Here is an 18,202-nt window from a genome sequence, read left to right on the forward strand (position 1 = left end):
CCTCGGAGGCCGAGCGAGGAGGGTGCGGATGACGGCCACCGCGGACATCGCCCACGAGCCGGGGCCCGCACCGCTGAGCCGCGGCCGGATCAACGCCGTGTTCGGCGCGGTGCTGCTGGGCATGCTGCTGGCCGCGCTGGACCAGACCATCGTCGGCACCGCGCTGCCCACCATCGTCGGCGACCTCGGCGGTGCCGGGCACCTGTCGTGGGTGGTCACGTCCTACCTGCTGGCCGAAACCATCATGACCGTCGTCGTCGGCAAGCTCGGCGACCTGTTCGGCCGCAAGCTGATGTTCCAGCTGTCGGTGATCGTGTTCGCGATCGGCTCGTTCGCCGCCGGGTTCGCCGACAGCATGGTCTGGCTGATCGTGGCGCGCGCGGTGCAGGGCCTGGGCGGCGGCGGGCTGATGGTCACCTCGACCGCGCTGATCGCCGACGTCGTCCCGCTGCGCGAGCGCGGCAAGTACCAGGGCGTCCTCGGCTCGGTGTTCGGCGTCGTCACGGTGGCCGGTCCGATGCTCGGCGGGTTCTTCGTCGACCACCTGTCCTGGCGCTGGGCGTTCTACGTCAACATCCCGCTGGTCGTCGTCGTGCTGATCGTCGCGTCCTCGGCGATGCCGAACGCGCGCGCCGCGGTCAAGCCGGTCATCGACTACCTCGGGATCCTGCTCATCGGCCTCGCCGCGACCGGCCTGACGCTCGTCACGAGCTGGGGCGGCACGCAGTACGCGTGGGGCTCACCGACGATCATCGGGATGGCGATCGGGTCGGTGGTGCTGCTGGGCGCGTTCGTCTTCGTGGAGCTGCGCGCGAAGGAACCGATGCTGCCGATGCGGCTGTTCCGCAACCCGGTGTTCACGGTCGGCGGCATCATGAGCTTCGTCGTCGGCTTCGCGATGCTCGGCGCGCTGTCCTACCTGCCGACGTACATGCAGTACGTCCAGGGCACGTCGGCGACGACGTCCGGGGTGCGGCTGCTGCCGATGGTGCTGGCGCTGCTGGTGGCGTCGATCGCCGCGGGCAACGCCGTGAGCAAGACCGGGCGGTACAAGATCTTCCCGCTGGCCGGCGCCGCGGGCATGACGATCGGCCTCTACCTGCTGTCGCGGCTCGACACCGACACGGGGTTCTGGGAGGCGTCGGCGTACATGGCGGTGCTGGGACTCGGGATCGGGCTCGGCATGCAGGTGCTGACCATCGCCGTGCAGAACACCGTCGACTACGCGGACCTGGGCGTCGCGACCTCGGGCGTGACGTTCCTGCGCTCGATCGGCAGCTCGTTCGGCGCGGCGATCTTCGGCACGGTGTACGCCAACCAGCTGTCGCCGAACCTGGCCGCGGCGGTGGCGTCGTTGCCTCCGGGCGTCGATCCTCGGGCTCTTCAGGTGCCGACCGCCCTGCACGCACTGCCCGACGCGGTGTCGGCGCCGGTGATCAAGGCGTACAGCGACTCCCTGCACGTCGTGTTCCTGGCGGCGGCGCCGGTCGGGCTGGTGGCGTTCGCGCTGGCGTTCTTCCTGAAGGAGGTCCCGCTGCGCGACACGGCCCGCGCGGCGGCCCCGGACCTCGGCGACGGCTTCGCGATGCCGGAGGCCCGCACGGACGACCGCGAGCTCGAACGAGCGGTCGCGACGCTGTTCTTCCGCGAGCGCCGCAAGGTGGCCCCGGCGATCGTCGAGCGGGCCGGATCGGACCTCGACGAAGGCGGGATCTGGTGCCTGCTGCAGGTCCACCTGCGCCACCGCCGCGGCGAGCCGGCGACGCTGCGGGCGATCGGCGAGTACTTCGGCGTCCCCGCACCGGTGCTGGAACCGGCGTTCAACCGGCTGGAGCTGACCGGTCACCTGCGCTACAGCGGCGGCGGCTGGGAGCTGACGCCGTCGGGCCAGGAGGAGTTCGCCAAGGTGGTCCGAGCCTGGCACGACTGGCTGGCTTCCCGCCTCGGCGACTGGGGAACGGCCGACCGGGCGAACCTGGACGCGGCGATCGGCCGTGTCGCGACCCGGCTGCTGGACCAGAGCGCGGAGTCGCGCTCCTCCGGGCGCCACGCCCTGGCCTGACCCGCCCGGGCGGCGCTTTCACGTGACAGTGGCGCTCGGCCGGTGACGAGGCCGGGTTGGGCCGGGGTGCGGACCGTTGTTGTTGCGGCGCGGCAGGTCTGGGTGCTGACCCAGGCTTGTTTGCGGGCACGGTAGAGGCTGGGTGCGGGTCCAGGGTTGCTTGCGAGCGCCAAGGCCGAGCTGGCGGGTACGGACAGGGCGCTCGCAGCGCAGGCTGGACCGCCGAGTGGCGGAGCGGCGGGTGCGGTCGGTCCGGTTCTCGGCGCTGGGGTCAGCGGCGCCAGATGTCGTGGGGTGTGCTGCCCGGGCGGGCGCGATCGGCCCGGTACTCAGTGCCACGTCAGCGGCGCCAGAAGTCATGGGGAGTCCGGCCCGGGCGGAAGCCGCAGCCCTCGACCAGCGCCGCCGCCGTGGGGAAGCCGTGGCCGACGCGGCCCGGTTCGTGGGCGTCGCTGCCGAACGCCACCGCGTCGCCGCCCGCTTCGAACCACCAGCGCACCACCTCGCCCGGGAGCGGCACCTGCGTGTTGACCTCCAGCGCCCGCCCGCTCGACGCCAGCGCGCGCAGCACCGTCCGGAACTCCTCCTCGAACTCCGCCGCCGCGAACGGCGGGCCCTCCGCGGGCCACGACCTCAGCGCGTAGTCGATGTGCGCCAGCACCGCGAAGCCGGCCGTCGACTCGACCAGGTCGAGCACCTCGGCCAGGTACGCCCGCAGGAGGTCGCCGGGCGGCCGGTCCGTGATCACCGTCAGCTCGTGGTGGTGCCCGCCGCCCGGGAGCGAATGCACCGAGCCGAGCACCCGGTCGAAGTCGTGCGCCGCGAGCAGCGCGTCGGCGCGCGGGCGGTGCCAGTGCGGCTCGCTCAATTCGACGCCCGACAGGATCCGCAGCGACGGGAACCGCGAGCGGCACTCCGACACGCACGCCAGGTACCCCGCGACGTCCAGGTCCGGCGGCTCCAGGACGCCGTCCGGGCGCAGGCGCACCCGGAAGTGGTCCGACAACAGCGGCCGGACCGGCTCGGGGATCAGCCACGGCGTCAGGTCCGCGTGCTCGGTGAACGCCACCGACGGCAGTCCCAGCTCCAGGGCCCGCTCGCACGAGCCGATCATCGACCCGGTCACCGTGTCCCACGACCATTCGGTGTGGACGTGACCGTCCGGCGGCAGGCTCATGAAACCCACGGTAGCCACCGACATCGGCTACCGTCTGGCTCATGGCGCAGAAGTCGGCGGCGGTCGAGCTGGAAGTCGGGCCGCACACCGTGCGGATCTCGAACCCGGACCGGGTGTACTTCCCGGCCCGCGGCGAGACGAAGCTCGACCTGGTCAACTACTACCTCTCGGTGGGCGACGGCATCGTCAACGCGCTGCGCGAGCGGCCGTGCATGCTGCACCGCTTCCCGTCCGGGGTGGCGGGGGAGAAGGTCCACCAGAAGCGCGTGCCGAACGGCGCGCCGCCGTGGCTGGAAACCGTCCGGGTGACCTTCCCGCGTTACCACCGCCACGCCGACGAGCTGTGCGTGACCGAGCTGGCCCACGTCGCCTGGGCGGTCCAGATGTCCACTGTGGAGTTCCACCCGTGGAACTCGCGCCGCGCCGACACCGAGAAGCCCGACGAGTGGCGCATCGACCTCGACCCGATGCCCGACTGCGGCTTCGACCGCGTCCGCCGGGTCGCGCACGTCGCGCACGAGATCCTCGACGAGCTGGGCGCGGTCGGCTGGCCGAAGACCTCCGGCGGCCGCGGCCTGCACATCTACGTCCGGATCGAGCCGGACCGGGGCTTCAAGGAAGTCCGGCGCGCGGCCTTGGCCTTCGCGCACGAAGTCGAACGCCGAGCCCCGGACGACGTCACGACCACCTGGTGGCGCAAGGACCGCGACCCCCGGCTGCTCTTCGTCGACTACAACCAGAACGCCCGCGACCACACGATCGCCAGTGCCTATTCGGTCCGCGGCAACCCGGAAGGCACGGTGTCGACGCCGATCCGCTGGGACGAGATCGACGACGTCGAGCCCGGCGACTTCACCATCGCCACCGTCCCGGCCCGCTTCGCGGAGCTGGGCGACCTCCACGCGGGCATCGACAAGGCCGTCTTCTCCCTCGATCCGCTGCTGGAGTGGGCCGACCGTGACGGCGTCGAGGAACCCCCCGAACCCGACTGACGTATTTTCCGGGCGTGCGAGCGGCTCTGTCCGGGGTGAAGATCGTGCTGTCCGGTTTGGACGCGGCCGCGTGGAGCCTGGTCGCGTTGCAGGTGGTCCTCGAACGCGCGGGCCACGACGTCCGCGCCCTCGGCGCGCGACCCCCGGTCGAGGTGGTGCTGGGCGCGTGCCACCGCGAGCGTCCGGGGTGTCTCCTGTTCTCGACCGCGCTCGGTGCTTCGGGACTCGATGTGCTGCGCCACGTCCGAGCCGACTCCGCGCTGGCCGGGCTGCCCGTGGTGCTCGCCGGCCGGCTGGGCGGCCCGGGCCCCGAAACAGCGGGCTTCGACGCGGTCTTCCCGGTCGCCGCCACGGATCCGGGAGGAGCCGTGGCGGCGTTGCGGGCCTACCTCGCGCGTCAGTCGAGGCGCTCGATGATCGTCGCGTTGGCGAGGCCGCCCGCCTCGCACATCGTCTGCAGGCCGTAGCGGCCGCCGGTCTGCTCCAGCACCGACAGCAGCGTCGTCATCAGCCGCGCGCCGCTGCCGCCGAGCGGGTGCCCGATGGCGATCGCGCCGCCGTTGACGTTGACCTTCGCCAGGTCGGCGCCGATCTCGGCCTGCCAGGCGAGCACGACGCTCGCGAACGCCTCGTTGACTTCGAATGCGTCGATGTCGCCCACGGAAAGCCCCGCCCGGGCGAGCACCTTGCGGGTGGCCGGGATGACGCCGGTCAGCATGTACAGCGGGTCGTCGCCGACGACGGCGAAGCTGTGGATCCGGGCGCGCGGCCGCAGCCCGAGCGCCTTCGCCGTCTCGCTGCTGGTGAGCAGCAGGCCCGCGGCGCCGTCGTTGATCGGCGACGAGTTGCCGGCGGTGACGTGCCAGCCGAGATCGGGGAACCGCTGTTCCCAGACGTCGGCGCGGAACGCCGGCTTCAGCCCGGCGAGGATCTCCGGTGTCGTCGACGGCCGGACCGTCTCATCGGTGGTGACGTCGACGAGCACGCCGTCGGGTCCCGGCGCCTTGAGCGGCGCGACCTCGCCGGCGAACTTCCCCTCGGCCCACGCCTTCGCGGCCCGCTGGTGGCTTTCGGCGGAGAACTCGTCGAGCTGCGCGCGGCTGAAGCCCCACTTAGCGGCGATCAGCTCGGCGCTGATGCCCTGCGGGACGAGGCCGTCCGGGTAGCGGGCGGCGACCTGCGTCCCGAACGGGTCGCGCCCGGCCACCTGGCTGCCCATCGGCACCCGGCTCATCGATTCGACGCCGGAGGCGATCACGACGTCGTACGCGCCGGCCATGACGCCCTGCGCGGCGAAGTGGACGGCCTGCTGGCTGCTGCCGCACTGCCGGTCGACGGTCACCGCGGGCACCGACTCCGGCAGGCCCGCGGCCAGCGCGGCCCAGCGGGCGGTGTTCATGCTCTGCTCGCCGATCTGGCCGACCGCGCCGCTGATCACGTCGTCGATCCGGGCCGGGTCGACGCCGGTGCGCTCGACGAGCGAGCGGAGCGCATGGGCGTGCAGGTCGACCGGGTGCACCCCGGCCAGCGTTCCGTTCGGCTTGCCCTTGCCGATCGGGGTCCGTACCGCGTCGACGATCACCGCGTCCGTCATGGCGTCTGCCTCCTCGCAGATCGGGGATGCCTTCGGTATACGCCTGGTGAGTTGGATTCCACAACTCAGCTGTTCGGCACGTCACACGACGTTGACGTGCTAGGTTGGATTTTCCATCCCAGGGAGGTGGCATGACCCGGCGTGGTCGCGAATGCTCGGTCGCCGAGGCTCTCGAGGTCGTCGGCGAGCGGTGGAGCCTGCTCGCCCTGCGCGAGATCATGCTGGGGGAGCGGCGCTTCAACCAGATCGCCGAGAACACCGGCGCCAGCCGCGACATCCTGGCCGCGCGGCTGCGCAAGCTGGTCGACGCGGGCGTGCTCGAGAAGGTCCCGTACGAGGCCCACCCGCCGCGCCACGAGTACTACCCGACCGAAGCCGGCCGCGCGCTGCAGCCGATCCTGCTGGGCCTGATGGCCTGGGGCGACAAGTACGTCCACCAGGGCGAGCCGCCCACGTTGTGGCGGCACGCCTGCGGCGAGGTGCTGGAACCGGCCACGGTGTGCGCGCACTGCGGCGAGCCGGTCAACGCGCCCGGCACCCACGCGATCCGGCTGGGCGCCGTCCACTCCTGAGCCGAACCTCGAAAAGGCCTTCTCGCATCCCCGCGAGGAGGCCTTTTCGGCGTTTGGGCGTTGACTTGAGACCCCGGTCACTGTAACTCTTGAACGAATCAGTGCAAGAACCTGACAGCAGCGCGAGAAATCGCAGCAGCTGCCAGGAAGATCCCGCCCAGCTCCTCAACGAAGAGGTGCCCATGACGGCTGTCCCGTGCTGCCCGCGCGCGCCCCCGGACCGGTCCGCGCCCGTCCCGTTCCCTGGTTGTGCCGTCCCGACGCGTCTCCCCTCCTCCCCGGATCAGAGGAACCCCATGAGAACGAAGCGACTCCTGTCGCACGCGGCGACCTACGCCGCCCTGTCCCTCCTCCTGGCCGCACCCGCCGTGGCCGCGAGTGCCGCCCCGGCCGCCCCCGCAGCCTCCCCGGCCGTCCAGCCCGCCGCTCAAGCCGCCACCGCGACCTACACCGCCAGCAGCCAGCTCGCCGGCTACCCCGTGACGAACGTCGGCGACGGCAAGCAGGACACCTACTGGGAGAGCACGAACAACCAGTTCCCGCAGTGGGTGCAGGCCGACCTCGGCGCTCCCACGGACGTCGCCCAGCTCGTGCTCAAGCTCCCCGCGGCGAACTGGGGCGCGCGCACCGAAACCTTCAGCGTGCAGGGCAGCACCGACGGGACGAGCTTCAGCGACCTGAAGCCCTCGGCCGGGTACGTCTTCGACCCCGCCAAGGCCAACACGGTCACCGTGGACGTCACCGGCAAGCCCCGGTTCGTGCGGCTGAACGTCAGCGCCAACACCGGCTGGCCCGCCGCGCAGCTGTCGGAGTTCGAGGTGCACGGCCCGGCCGGCGGGGACACCCAGCCGCCGTCCGCGCCCGGCAACCTCGCCTACACCCAGCCGGCGAGCGGCCAGATCCGCCTGACCTGGTCGGCCTCGACCGACAACACCGGCGTCACCGGCTACGACGTCTACGCCAACGGCCAGCTCCGCGGCAGCGTCGCCGGGACCGTGCTGACCTACACGGACAACCAGCCGGACGGCACCACCGTGTCGTACTTCGTGCGCGCGAAGGACGCCGCGGGCAACCAGTCGCCGAACAGCGCCACGGTGACCCGCACCGGCACGCAGTCCGGGACGAACCTCGCGCTGGGCAAGCCGATCACGGCGTCCTCGGCGCAGTTCACCTTCGTCGCCACGAACGCCAACGACGACTCCCTGACGACGTACTGGGAAGGCGGCGGCGGGACCTACCCGAACCTGCTGACCGTCGCGCTCGGCGCCAACGCCGACGTCGACCACGTCACCGTCAAGCTCAACCCGGATCCCGCGTGGGGCCCGCGGACCCAGACGATCGCCGTCGAAGGCCGCGAGCAGAGTTCGACCGCGTTCACGACGCTGTCCGCCGCGCAGACCTACAGCTTCGACCCGAACAGCGGCAACACCGTCACCATCCCGCTGAGCGGCCGCGTCGCCGACGTCCGCCTGCGCGTCACCGCCAACTCCGGTGCCGGCGGCGGGCAGGCCGCGGAGTTCCAGGTCTTCGGCGTTCCCGCGCCGAACCCGGACCTGACGGTCTCGGGCGTGTCGTGGTCGCCGCAGAACCCCGTCGAGACCGACGCGATCACCGCGTCGGCGACCGTCCGCAACGCCGGGACGGCCGCTTCGGGCGCGACGAACGTGAACCTCTACCTGGGTACGACGAAGGTCGGCACCGCGAACGTCGGCGCGCTGGCCGCCGGCGCGTCCACGACGGTGTCGGCGAACATCGGCACCCGCGACGCCGGCAGCTACCAGCTGACGGCGAAGGTCGACGAGGCCAACACCGTCATCGAGCAGAACGAGGCCAACAACTCCTACACGAGCACGACGCCGCTGGTCGTCAGCCCGGTGCAGAGCTCCGACCTCGTCGCGGCGACCGCGTGGTCGCCGACCAACCCGTCCGCGGGCAACGCGGTCACGTTGACCACGACCCTGCGCAACCAGGGCACGGTGGCGAGCGCGGGCGGCGCCCACGGCGTCACGGTGACGATCGCCGACCAGAACGGCACCGTCGTCAAGACGCTCAGCGGTTCCTACTCCGGCACCATCGCCCCGGGCGCCACCGCGCCGCCGGTGACCGTCGGCACCTGGACCGCGGCCAACGGCCGGTACACGGTCAAGACCGTCGTCGACGCCGACGCGAACGAGCTGCCGGTCAAGCAGGCCAACAACACGAGCACGCAGGCGCTGTTCGTCGGCCGGGGCGCGAACATGCCCTACGACATGTACGAAGCCGAAGACGGCGTGGTCGCGGGCGGCGCGTCGGTGATCGGGCCGAACCGGACGATCGGCGACCTCGCGGGCGAGGCATCGGGCCGCAAGGCCGTGACGCTGAACTCGACCGGCTCGTCGGTGGAGTTCACCACCCGCGCGTCGACGAACACGCTGGTCACCCGGTTCTCCATCCCGGACTCCGCGGGCGGCGGCGGGATCACCTCGACGCTGAACGTCTACGTCGACGGCACGTTCCTCAAGGCCATCGACCTGACCTCGCACTACGCGTGGCTCTACGGCGCCGAAACCGGCCCCGGCAACTCGCCGGGCACCGGGCCGCGCCACGTCTACGACGAGGCCAGCACGCTGCTCGGCACGACCGTGCCCGCCGGGCACAAGATCAAGCTGCAGAAGGACGCGGCCAACAGCACGAACTACGCGATCGACTTCGTGAACTTCGAGCAGGCGACCGCGCAGGCGAACCCGGACCCGGCGCACTTCGCCGTCCCCGCCGGGTTCACGCAGCAGGACGTGCAGAACGCCCTCGACAAGGTCCGGCAGGACGCCACGCTCACCGGCGTCTACCTGCCGGCCGGGAGCTACTCGATGTCGAGCAAGCTGAACGTCTACGGCAAGGCCGTGACGGTCACCGGCGCCGGGCCGTGGTTCACGAAGTTCTCCGCGCCGTCCGGCCAGGAGAACACCGACATCGGCATCGACGTGCAGTCGACCGCGAACGGCTCGACGTTCAGCGGGTTCGCCGTGTTCGGGAACTACACGTCCCGCATCGACGGCCCCGGAAAGGTGTTCAACCTGACGAACGTCGCGAACCTGACGATCGACAACATCTGGGTCGAGCACCAGGTCGTCATGGTCTGGGGCACCAACGTGGACAACACGACGATCAAGAACTCCCGGATCCGCGACACCTTCGCCGACGGGATCAACCTCACGAACGGGAGCACCGGCAACCACGTCGTCAACAACGAGGCCCGGTCCACCGGGGACGACAGCTTCGCGCTGTTCGCCGCGACGGACATCAACCAGGGCAACCAGTACGACAACGTGTTCGAGAACCTGACCGCGCTCACCCCGTGGCGCGCGGCCGGACTGGCGGTGTACGGCGGGTACAGCAACACCTTCCGGAACCTCTACATCGCGGACACGCTGACGTACTCGGCGATCACGATCAGCTCGCTCGACTTCGGCTACCCGTTCCTCGGGTTCGGGCCGCAGCCGACGACGGTCCAGAACGCTTCGCTCGTCCGGGACGGTGGCCACTTCTGGGGCCAGCAGACGTTCCCGGCGATCTGGATGTTCTCCGCGTCCAAGGAGTTCCGCGGAATCCGGGTGTCCGATGTGGACATCCAGAGCCCGACCTACAGCGGGATCATGTTCCAGACGAAGTACGACGGCACCACGCCGGAGCACCCCGTCGAGGACACCGTGCTGACGAACGTGTCGATCACCGGTGCCCACCGCAGCGGTGACGCCTTCGACGCCAAGTCGGGGATCGGGATCTGGGCCAACGAGCTGCCGGAACCGGGCCAGGGCCCGGCCGTCGGCTCGGCGACCTTCACCGGGCTCACGCTGAGCGACAACGACCAGGACATCCGCAACACGACGTCCACCTTCACCATCGTCCGCAACTGAGCGATCGGCCCAGGTGCCCGCCGGGAAGCCGTTTCCCGGCGGGCACCGCCGTGCCAGGATGGCGGTGATCGCGGACGGAGGTGGGCTCGTGCGGATCCTGGTCACCGGTGGCACCGGGCAGCTCGGCAGGCCGGTCGTCGAACGCCTGCGCGCGGCGGGGGAGGAGGTCCGCGTGCTCAGCCGCACGGCGGGCCCGGACGTCGTCCCCGGCGACCTGCGGACCGGGCGCGGCATCGACAGCGCGGTGGCCGGGGCCGACGTCGTCGTCCACTGCGCCACCGACTTCTTCGGGCGGGAAGAGCTGCTGGCCCGCACGCTCGTCGAGGCGGCACGGTGGTCCGGTGGCCCGCACCTGGTCTACGTCTCGATCGTCGGCGTCGACCGCGTCCCGCTCGGCTACTACCGAGCCAGGCACGAAACCGAGCAGGTCATCGCGTCCTCGGGCCTGCCGTACACGATCCAGCGGGCGACGCAGTTCCACGCGCTGGTCCGGACGCTGCTCGCCGGCGCGACCCGGCTCCCGGTGGTGCCCGTGCCGCGGGTCTCGTTCCAGCCGGTCGACGTCCGGGACGTCGCTCGGCGGCTCGCGGACCTCGCGCTGGCCGAACCGGCCGGCCGCGCCGACGACTTCGGCGGCCCCGAGATCCTCACGGCGGCCGAGCTGACCCAGGCGGTCCTCGAAGTGAGCGGCCGGCGGCGAAAGCTCGTGCCGGTGACCGTGCCGGGCGAGACGTTCCGCGCTTACGCCGGTGGCGGGCACCTTGCGCCGGATCACCTCGACGGCGAGATCACCTTCGCCCGGTACCTGGCCGGGCAGCCCGACGCGGGCGTCCTGCGCTACCGGGAGCGCTAGGTCCGGGGCGTCAGCGGCTCCGGGCGCGCTGCCTACGTCCACGACCGGCTGGCCGAAAGCCTGTGCCGCACCACTGCTGACGTATCGTATCTAATCGGAATAATTACGAAGAATCTTGACCTAGGATCCGCATAGGTCATATGTTTGGCGGGTTGCACGCCGGTCCCGCCTTCAACGCCGAACGGATCCGACATGGCGAACCCCGCCCTCCCGCCCTCGCGTCGCACCTTCCTCAAGCTCGGCGGCGCGGTCGGCGCCGGAATCGCCCTCAGTGGCGCTCGTCCTTTCACCGCAAGCGCAGACGTCGTCCGCCCGGCTGACGCGGACCTGATTCCGGACAGCCGGGCGACGACGCTGTGGTACCCCGCGCCCGCGGCGGAGGACAAGATCATCGAACAGGGTCTGCCGATCGGCAATGGTCGGATCGGTGCCCTGGTCGGTGGTGACCCGGCCGCCGACTTCCTCTACCTCGCCGACGCGTCACTGTGGACCGGCGGCGCCAACGACGTCCTCGAGGACGACGGCCAGTTCCCTTACGAGCGCGAGAAGTTCGGCACCCTCGGACTGCTGGCGAAGGTGCGGATCTCCGTGCCCGCGCACACCGGCGTGACGGACTACCGCCGCACGCTCGACCTCAGCAACGGCGTCGTCGTGATCACCTACCGGCACAGCGGAGTGCGGTACCGCCGCGAGTACTTCGCGAGCCACCCCGACGACGTCGTGGTGATCCGGCTCAGCGGCGGGCCGGTCACCGGCTCGGTCTCGCTGGAGCCCACCCGCGGCGAGGCGACGGCGGGCCCGGCGGCGTTCGCCGGCACGTTCGACAACGGCCTGAAATACGCGTGCGCCGCGGCCGGTGGCGTGACTTTCAGCGGGAGTCGCGAAGTCGTCATCGTCCTCAGCGGCGGGACGAACTACGTGCCCGACGCGGCCCGGAAGTTCCTCGACGCATCGCTCGACCCGCTGGCGCTCGCGAAGCAGAAGGCGTCGAAGGCCCTGCGGGCCGGCGGCGGCGCGCTGCTCGCCACCCACGTCGCCGACTACCGGCGGCTCTACGACCGGATGACCGTCGACCTGGGACAGTCGCCGCCGGCGAAGCGGGCGCTGGACACGTGGTCGCGGCTGCTGGCCCGGCACGCCGACCCGGCGACGCCGGACCCCGAGCTGGAGGCGAGCTACCTGCAGTTCGGGCGGTACCTGACGATCACCGGCTCGCGCGACGGGCTGCCGATGGGCCTGCAGGGGTTGTGGCAGAACACCAACACGCCCGACTGGATGAGCGACTACCACACCGACATCAACCTGCAGATGAACTACTGGCTCGCCGACCGCGCGGCGCTGCCCGGGAGCTTCACTGCACTGGCCGACTACTGCCTCGCGCAGCTTCCCGTGTGGACGGACAGCACGAAACGGCTGTTCAACGACCCGCGCAACCGGTTCCGGAACACCAGCGGCAAGATCGGCGGCTGGGCGATCGCGTTCTCGACCAACATCTACGGCGGCTCCGGCTGGTGGTGGCACCCCGCCGGCAACGCGTGGCTGTGCAACTCGCTGTGGGACCACTACGCGTTCACGCAGGACAAGGCGTACCTCGCGCGGATCTACCCGCTCCTCAAGGGTGCGGCCGAGTTCTGGGAGGCCCGGCTCGTCCCGATGACCGTCGACGGCCGCGAGGTGCTCGTCGACGACCACGACTGGTCACCCGAGCACGGCCCGCAGGACACCCGGGGCAACACCTACTCGCAGGAGATCGTCTGGGACCTGTTCGCCCACTACCGCGAAGCCGCCGCGGTCCTCGGCCGCGACCGCGCGTACGGCGACCGGATCGCGGGGCTGCAGCAGAAGCTGTACCTGCCGAAGGTGAGCCCGGCGACGGGCTGGCTCGAGGAGTGGATGTCGCCGGACAACCTCGGCGAGACGACCCACCGGCACCTCTCGCCGCTGATCGGCTTCTTCCCCGGCGACCGGATCGCGGCCGACACGGCGGCTCCGGAACTGCTCGACGGCGTCCGCGCGCTGCTGACCGCCCGCGGGATGGACAGCTACGGCTGGGCGTGCGCGTGGCGGTCGGCGTGCTGGGCGCGGCTCAAGGACGCCGACAAGGCGTACCAGCTGCTGCTGACGGTGCTGCGGCCGTCGGTCGCCAACGGCAACGGGACCGCGCCGAACTTCTTCGACATGTACAGCCAGGGCAGCTACACGATCTTCCAGATCGACGCGAACCTCGGCGCGCCGACGGCGATGGCGGAGATGCTCGTCTACTCACGCCCCGGCGTGCTGGAGCTGCTGCCCGCGCTGCCCTCGGCGTGGGCCTCGTCGGGCCGCGTGACGGGGATCGGCGCACGCGGCGGCTTCGACGTCGACCTGTCCTGGCGCGACGGGAAGGTGACCCGCGCGGTGGTCCGCAGCGTCGGCGGGACCCGGACGGAGGTGCGCGCCGGCGCCTGGCGTCGCGTGATCACCCTGCGGCCGGGGCAGTCGGTCACGGTCCAGCCAAGTTGAGGGGTAACCTCCGGAAACCGATGTAGTGTTCAATCACTTTCTTCGGACCGGAGGTCTCACCGTGAACGTCGTCCTGTGGGTCGTGGCGGGTCTGCTCGCCGCGCTGTACCTGGCTGCCGGCGGCATGAAGCTGGTGACGCCGCGGGAGAAGCTGCTGGAAAACCCGAACATGGGCTGGACAACGGACTTCTCCGACGCGGCGGTCAAGGGCATCGGCGCCGTCGAGATCCTCGGCGCGTTCGGGCTGATCCTGCCGTGGGCCCTCGACATCGCGCCGGTGCTCACCCCGGTGGCCGCCACCGGGCTGGCGGTGGTCCAGATCGGCGCGATCATCGTGCACGCACGGCGCAAGGAAACCAAGGCGCTGCCGATGAACGTCGTGCTGCTGGTGCTGGCGGCGTTCGTCGCGGTGGGCCGGTTCGCCGGCTGACAGCTCGTCCGGAGGTTCGTTGACGCTTCCCGCTCACACAGCTTCCTGATGGATGGCCGGATGTTCGCCCCGCAGCTCGCGGCGCTCGACGGCTCCGGTGCGTCACCGTCGACGAACGCGGCCACGGCGGCACGCCCGCCGACGGCCCGTTCGACTACGGGGACGTCGCCCGGGACGTCCTGCGGGTGCTCGACGGGCTCGGCGTCTCGCGGGCGGCCGTCGTCGGGACCAGCCAGGGCGGGTTCGTCGCGCTGCGGATGGCGTCGCCCGGATCTGCTTCGGCGGCTTTCCCGTGGACGAGTGGAAGGAGCGCTGGAAGCCGGTGGCGCCGGACCAGCTGAAGCTGACCATGGGCGCGCTCGTCGACCGGGACTCCGTGCTCGCGCGGGCCGGGGAGATCGCGTGCCCGGCCCTGGTGCTGCACGGCTCGGCCGACCTCGCGTACCCCGTGGAGCGAGCGGCCGAGCCCCTGGTCGTCGTCGACGGCGGCGCCCACTTCCTCGGCTACACCCACCCGGACGAGGTGAACCCGGCGCCGGCGAAGTTCCTCGGCACGCACGCGTAATACCCTGGAGGTCTCAGGGAGGTCCGGTGGACGTCGATCTGCGGAAGCTGCGCTACTTCGTCGCGGTCGCCGAGGAACTGCACTTCGGGCGCGCCGCCGCGCGGCTGCACATCGCGCAGCCGGTGCTCTCGCGGCAGATCCGCGCGCTCGAAGGTGAGCTACGAGCGCAGTTGTTCGTGCGGGACAAGCGGTCCACCGCGCTGACCGAGGCCGGTCGTCAGCTGCTGGAGGACGCGCGTCCGTTGCTGGCTTCGGCGTCTGCGCTGCGTCGGCGGGTGGCCACGGCCGCGCGCGGCACGTCGACGTTCACCGTGGCGTTCATGCCGGGGATCACGGTCACCGCCGCGGTCCGCGCGTTTTCCTCGCGGTATCCGGACGTCTCGGTGGAACTGCTCCGGACGACGTGGGACGACCAGGTCGAAGTCCTCCACGACGGCCGCGCCGACGTGAGCGTGGTCCGGCTGCCGGTGGACCGGCGCGGGCTGAGCGTGCGGCCGCTGTTCGCCGAGCCGCGGGTGGCGGTGCTGCGGGCGGACCACCGGCTGGCGGGCAAGGAGTCGGTGCGGGTCGGGGACCTCGCCGACGAGCACCTGCTCAACGATCCGGACGCGGTGCCCGAGTGGCGTGACGTCGCGGTCGAGCTGCGGGAGGGCGCGGCACCGCGACGGCGGGAGTTCCGGAGCGTCGAAGAGAAGCTGGAACACGTCGCCGCCGGGCGGGGGATCGCGGTGATCCCGCGGTCGACGTCGGAGTACTACACGCGTCCCGACGTCGCGCACGTCCCGGTCGAGGACCTGCCGCCGAACGAGGTGTGCCTGGCGTGGGTCGCGGCGCGGCGGTCCCGGCTGATCTTCGCGTTCGCCGAGATCTTGTCTTCGGTATAACCGTATATCAGAATGACGGTATGACTCGCTGGGCGACGTTCGACTGTTTCGGCACGCTGGTGGACTGGCGCCACGGCATCGCCACCGGGCTCGAGCTGCTGTTCCCCGGCCGGGGCGCGGAGCTGCTGGAGGTCTACCACACGATCGAACCGCGGGTGCAGGTCGAGCAGCCCGTGCGGCGCTACCGCGAGGTGCTCGCGGAGTCACTGCGGCGGACCGCGGCCGAAGCGGGCGTCGAGCTGCTGCCCGACGACGCGTCCGTGCTGGCGACCGGCCTGCCGTACTGGCCGGTGTTCCCCGACGTCCGGCCCGCGCTCACCGCGTTGCGCGAGGCGGGCTGGCGGATCGCGCTGCTGACGAACTGCGACCGCGACCTCATCGGCGAGACGCAGCGCCGGCTCGTGGTGCCGATCGACGCGATCGTGACCGCCGAGGACGTCGGTTCGTACAAGCCCGGCCACGCGCACTTCGAGCGTTTCGCCGCCACCTTCGATGCCACGCGCGAGAACTGGGTCCACATCGCACAGAGCCACTTCCACGACATGGTGCCGGCCCAGGCGTTGGACATCCGCCGGATCTGGATCAACCGGCACGCCCAGCCGGACGACCCGTCGATCGCCGACGCCGTGCTGCCCGGCCTCGACGACCTGGTCGCGACGGTGGAGCGGGTGCACGCGTTCTGATGGTGCTGCAGACGACGAACACCCGCGACGCGCTGGTCGCCGAGGTACGCCGCCGGATCCTCAGCGGGACGCTGTCCCCGGGGACGCCGCTGACCGAGCAGGGCCTGGCGACGACGTTCGGCGTGGCGCGCCCGACGGTGCGCTCGGCGTTGCAGGAGCTGGTCGCCCGGCACCTGGTGGAGCGCTCCGACGGCCGTTCGCTGCGGGTCCCGCTGCTGACGGACGCCGACGTGCGCGACCTGTTCACGGTCCGCCTGCCCCTGGAGCTCACGGCGGCGCGGCTGGTCGTCGGCGGACGGCGGCCGCTGGCCGGGGTGTCGGCGGCGTTGTCGGTGCTGGAGTCCCTGGCGCCGGGAGCGGGCTGGAGCGAGCGAGTGGAGGCGCACACGGCGTTCCACCTGGCCCTCGTCGACGCGGCGGGCAGTGTCCGGTTGAGCCGGATCTACCCGCCGCTGCAGGAGGAGATGCAGCTGTGCCTGGCCCGGTTGCGCGGGTCGTACCCGAACCCGGCCGAGCTGGCGGTGGAGCACCGCCGGTTGTTCGAGGCGATCGCGTCGGGCAACCGGGCGAGCGCCGAGGCGGAGATGCGCGACCACTTGGAGCGCGCCCGGAACGGGTTGCTCGACCTCTGAGCCCGGTGCGGAGGGCCTGGCTCGCCTCCGCCGGCTTCGCACTGCTGTCGACCGGCCTCGGCCTGTTCGTCACGGTCGCGGCTGGCTTGCCGCGGTTCCGGTCGCCGTCGAGTGCCGCAGGGGTGAGGCCCGCCCACAGCGGCCGACGGGTGCGAGGCACGATCTGACTGGCGCCGTCGGGGTCGTCGGTCAGTAGCCTGCCGCGGAACCGCCGTGCTGGACCTCGACCCGGTGGCTCGTGAACAAGCTCGCCCGCAGCGCCGCCCAATGGCGCGGTGTCGAGCGCGGTCGCCGGGCTGCCGGCGGCGGGCCCGCGCGGTACTCCATCTCCACCCGCACCCAGTCGTAGATCCAGTCGCCTCGCATGGCGCTCCTCGTCTCTGTTTCCGAATCCCTGTCTCCGAGGAACCCCACGGTCGTCCTGAGGGGACCGCCGCCGCATCGGGTGATCGCGTGCTTCGCCGCGCCTGGATCCCTTACCCGCGCAGCTCCGTCAGCGCGTCCAGGTGCCGGGGCGTCCAGCCCAGGTCGCGCCGGGCTCGGGCCGGGGTCAGCTGCTGGTCCAGTGCGAACGCCTCCGCGATCGGGCCCATGCGCGCCACCGCTTCGGCGAGCGTGAGGCGAACGATCGGACCTCCGGCCGCGAGCGCCGAGACGATGTCGGCGAGCCGCACGTTCTGCCCGCTCACCCCGGCGTACACCGACTTCGGTGGCGCCTGCAGCGCCAATGCGTACAGCTCCGCGATGTCCTCGACGTGGACCAGCGCCCAGTGGTTGGACCCGTCGCCGATCAGGGGCACCGGCGCGGCGAAGAACGTCTCGACGAGGCCGCCGCCGAGGCCGTAAACCAGGCCGGGCATGACCAGCACCGGGTGCCCGCCGTGGGACAGCACGCGCTCTTCGTTGGCCCGGCGCCACGCCGTGATCGCCGGCGGGTTCTGCGGCGCGTCCTCGTCGACGACGCCCGCCGTGTCGCCGTACACCCAGACCCCGCCCGTGTGGACGTACGGCCCGCGGTCGCCGAGGCCGGTCTGCAGTGCCGCCGCGGCCGCGAGGTCGACCTCCGCCGTGTCGTCGCCGTAGTGCTGGCCGAGGTGGATGACGCCGTCGGCGGCTGCCGCGGCCTCGCGGAGGACGTCCGTGGCCGTCAGGTCGCCGCGGACCGGCTGTGCGCCCAGCTCGGTGAGGATCCGCGCCGAGGCTTCGCTGCGCGCGAGGGCGCTGACCTCGTGCCCGTGCCGCCCGAGCGCCCGGACCGTCGAGCGGCCGACGTACCCGGAGCCGCCCGTCAGGAAGACCTTCATCGTGGGACCTTTCGTGGTCGTGAGTGGTTCCCTTCCGACTCTCGGCGCCCGGGAGCGTC

16 protein-coding genes and 1 pseudogene are annotated in these 18,202 nt (G+C 71.6%); 13 read left to right on the forward strand and 4 right to left on the reverse strand.

What is annotated here, in order from left to right:
• Positions 1–28 precede the first annotated feature (28 nt).
• Complete coding sequence (locus tag OG738_RS33920) at positions 29–2,062, forward strand: MDR family MFS transporter (RefSeq protein ID WP_329047228.1); 2,034 nt, start codon at positions 29–31, stop codon at positions 2,060–2,062.
• A gap of 340 nt (positions 2,063–2,402) precedes the next feature.
• Here the strand turns inward: OG738_RS33920 and OG738_RS33925 are convergent, their stop codons facing one another.
• The gene (locus OG738_RS33925; RefSeq protein ID WP_329047229.1) at positions 2,403–3,239 is read right to left on the reverse strand and encodes a PHP domain-containing protein; all 837 of its coding nucleotides are present in this window, start codon (positions 3,237–3,239) and stop codon (positions 2,403–2,405) included.
• A 41-nt stretch (positions 3,240–3,280) separates the two neighbouring features.
• On the opposite strand from OG738_RS33925, the gene ligD reads away from it, so the two are divergent.
• Entirely contained in the window at positions 3,281–4,231 is a 951-nt protein-coding gene (gene ligD / locus OG738_RS33930) for a non-homologous end-joining DNA ligase (RefSeq protein WP_329047230.1), read from the forward strand.
• A gap of 14 nt (positions 4,232–4,245) precedes the next feature.
• Positions 4,246–4,698, forward strand: coding sequence for a hypothetical protein (locus tag OG738_RS33935; protein WP_329047231.1), 453 nt, complete (start codon positions 4,246–4,248; stop codon positions 4,696–4,698).
• Here OG738_RS33935 and OG738_RS33940 read toward each other — a convergent pair.
• The gene (locus OG738_RS33940) at positions 4,629–5,825 is read right to left on the reverse strand and encodes a thiolase family protein (RefSeq protein ID WP_329047232.1); all 1,197 of its coding nucleotides are present in this window, start codon (positions 5,823–5,825) and stop codon (positions 4,629–4,631) included. The two genes, OG738_RS33935 and OG738_RS33940, sit on opposite strands and share 70 nt — an antisense overlap.
• Positions 5,826–5,956: 131 nt before the next feature.
• Between OG738_RS33940 and OG738_RS33945 the strand changes: the two genes are divergently transcribed.
• The 10 genes and pseudogenes from OG738_RS33945 (at position 5,957) to OG738_RS33985 (ending at position 16,839) form a co-directional block, all read left to right on the forward strand.
• Positions 5,957–6,397: a winged helix-turn-helix transcriptional regulator gene (locus OG738_RS33945; protein ID WP_329047233.1), complete on the forward strand. Its 441-nt coding sequence runs from the start codon at positions 5,957–5,959 to the stop codon at positions 6,395–6,397.
• Between the two features lie 296 nt (positions 6,398–6,693).
• Positions 6,694–10,290 carry a CARDB domain-containing protein gene (locus OG738_RS33950; RefSeq protein WP_329047234.1) on the forward strand — a complete coding sequence of 1,199 codons (3,597 nt, stop codon included), beginning with the start codon at positions 6,694–6,696 and terminating at the stop codon, positions 10,288–10,290.
• A 58-nt stretch (positions 10,291–10,348) separates the two neighbouring features.
• A complete protein-coding gene (locus OG738_RS33955) occupies positions 10,349–11,143 on the forward strand; it encodes an SDR family oxidoreductase (protein ID WP_329047235.1) in 795 nt (264 codons plus the stop codon).
• 192 nt (positions 11,144–11,335) lie between these two features.
• Complete coding sequence (locus OG738_RS33960; protein ID WP_329047236.1) at positions 11,336–13,645, forward strand: glycosyl hydrolase family 95 catalytic domain-containing protein; 2,310 nt, start codon at positions 11,336–11,338, stop codon at positions 13,643–13,645.
• A gap of 61 nt (positions 13,646–13,706) precedes the next feature.
• Positions 13,707–14,075 carry a DoxX family protein gene (locus tag OG738_RS33965; protein WP_329047237.1) on the forward strand — a complete coding sequence of 123 codons (369 nt, stop codon included), beginning with the start codon at positions 13,707–13,709 and terminating at the stop codon, positions 14,073–14,075.
• 62 nt (positions 14,076–14,137) lie between these two features.
• Positions 14,138–14,416: pseudogene (locus tag OG738_RS44785) on the forward strand (alpha/beta fold hydrolase); the annotation flags it as partial.
• Positions 14,368–14,640 carry an alpha/beta fold hydrolase gene (locus OG738_RS33970; RefSeq protein ID WP_329047238.1) on the forward strand — a complete coding sequence of 91 codons (273 nt, stop codon included), beginning with the start codon at positions 14,368–14,370 and terminating at the stop codon, positions 14,638–14,640. The pseudogene OG738_RS44785 and the gene OG738_RS33970, both read left to right, overlap by 49 nt.
• A 26-nt stretch (positions 14,641–14,666) precedes the next feature.
• A complete protein-coding gene (locus OG738_RS33975; RefSeq protein ID WP_329047239.1) occupies positions 14,667–15,524 on the forward strand; it encodes a LysR family transcriptional regulator in 858 nt (285 codons plus the stop codon).
• Between the two features lie 20 nt (positions 15,525–15,544).
• On the forward strand, positions 15,545–16,207 hold the full coding sequence (locus OG738_RS33980) for an HAD family hydrolase (protein ID WP_329047240.1): 663 nt from the start codon (positions 15,545–15,547) through the stop codon (positions 16,205–16,207).
• The gene (locus OG738_RS33985; RefSeq protein WP_329047241.1) at positions 16,207–16,839 is read left to right on the forward strand and encodes a GntR family transcriptional regulator; all 633 of its coding nucleotides are present in this window, start codon (positions 16,207–16,209) and stop codon (positions 16,837–16,839) included. The genes OG738_RS33980 and OG738_RS33985 overlap by 1 nt, the downstream gene beginning before the upstream one ends.
• A 189-nt stretch (positions 16,840–17,028) precedes the next feature.
• Here OG738_RS33985 and OG738_RS33990 read toward each other — a convergent pair whose 3' ends face one another.
• On the reverse strand, positions 17,029–17,205 hold the full coding sequence (locus OG738_RS33990; protein WP_329047242.1) for a hypothetical protein: 177 nt from the start codon (positions 17,203–17,205) through the stop codon (positions 17,029–17,031).
• Between the two features lie 110 nt (positions 17,206–17,315).
• Positions 17,316–18,143, reverse strand: a complete 828-nt coding sequence (locus OG738_RS33995; protein ID WP_329047243.1) for an NAD-dependent epimerase/dehydratase family protein — start codon at positions 18,141–18,143, stop codon at positions 17,316–17,318.
• Positions 18,144–18,202 lie beyond the last annotated feature (59 nt).

This window comes from Amycolatopsis sp. NBC_01488 (assembly GCF_036227105.1).
In the GTDB taxonomy this organism is placed as follows: domain Bacteria; phylum Actinomycetota; class Actinomycetes; order Mycobacteriales; family Pseudonocardiaceae; genus Amycolatopsis.

Bases quoted from the DNA above. Each gene is read 5' to 3' on its own strand.
- OG738_RS33920 (WP_329047228.1), top strand. From the start codon at position 29: ATGACGGCCACCGCGGACATCGCCCACGAGCCGGGGCCCGCACCGCTG.
- OG738_RS33925 (WP_329047229.1), bottom strand. From the start codon at position 3,239: ATGAGCCTGCCGCCGGACGGTCACGTCCACACCGAATGGTCGTGGGAC.
- ligD (WP_329047230.1), top strand. From the start codon at position 3,281: ATGGCGCAGAAGTCGGCGGCGGTCGAGCTGGAAGTCGGGCCGCACACC.
- OG738_RS33940 (WP_329047232.1), bottom strand. From the start codon at position 5,825: ATGACGGACGCGGTGATCGTCGACGCGGTACGGACCCCGATCGGCAAG.
- OG738_RS33945 (WP_329047233.1), top strand. From the start codon at position 5,957: ATGACCCGGCGTGGTCGCGAATGCTCGGTCGCCGAGGCTCTCGAGGTC.
- OG738_RS33950 (WP_329047234.1), top strand. From the start codon at position 6,694: ATGAGAACGAAGCGACTCCTGTCGCACGCGGCGACCTACGCCGCCCTG.
- OG738_RS33955 (WP_329047235.1), top strand. From the start codon at position 10,349: ATGGCGGTGATCGCGGACGGAGGTGGGCTCGTGCGGATCCTGGTCACC.
- OG738_RS33960 (WP_329047236.1), top strand. From the start codon at position 11,336: ATGGCGAACCCCGCCCTCCCGCCCTCGCGTCGCACCTTCCTCAAGCTC.
- OG738_RS33980 (WP_329047240.1), top strand. From the start codon at position 15,545: ATGACTCGCTGGGCGACGTTCGACTGTTTCGGCACGCTGGTGGACTGG.
- OG738_RS33985 (WP_329047241.1), top strand. From the start codon at position 16,207: ATGGTGCTGCAGACGACGAACACCCGCGACGCGCTGGTCGCCGAGGTA.
- OG738_RS33990 (WP_329047242.1), bottom strand. From the start codon at position 17,205: ATGCGAGGCGACTGGATCTACGACTGGGTGCGGGTGGAGATGGAGTAC.
- OG738_RS33995 (WP_329047243.1), bottom strand. From the start codon at position 18,143: ATGAAGGTCTTCCTGACGGGCGGCTCCGGGTACGTCGGCCGCTCGACG.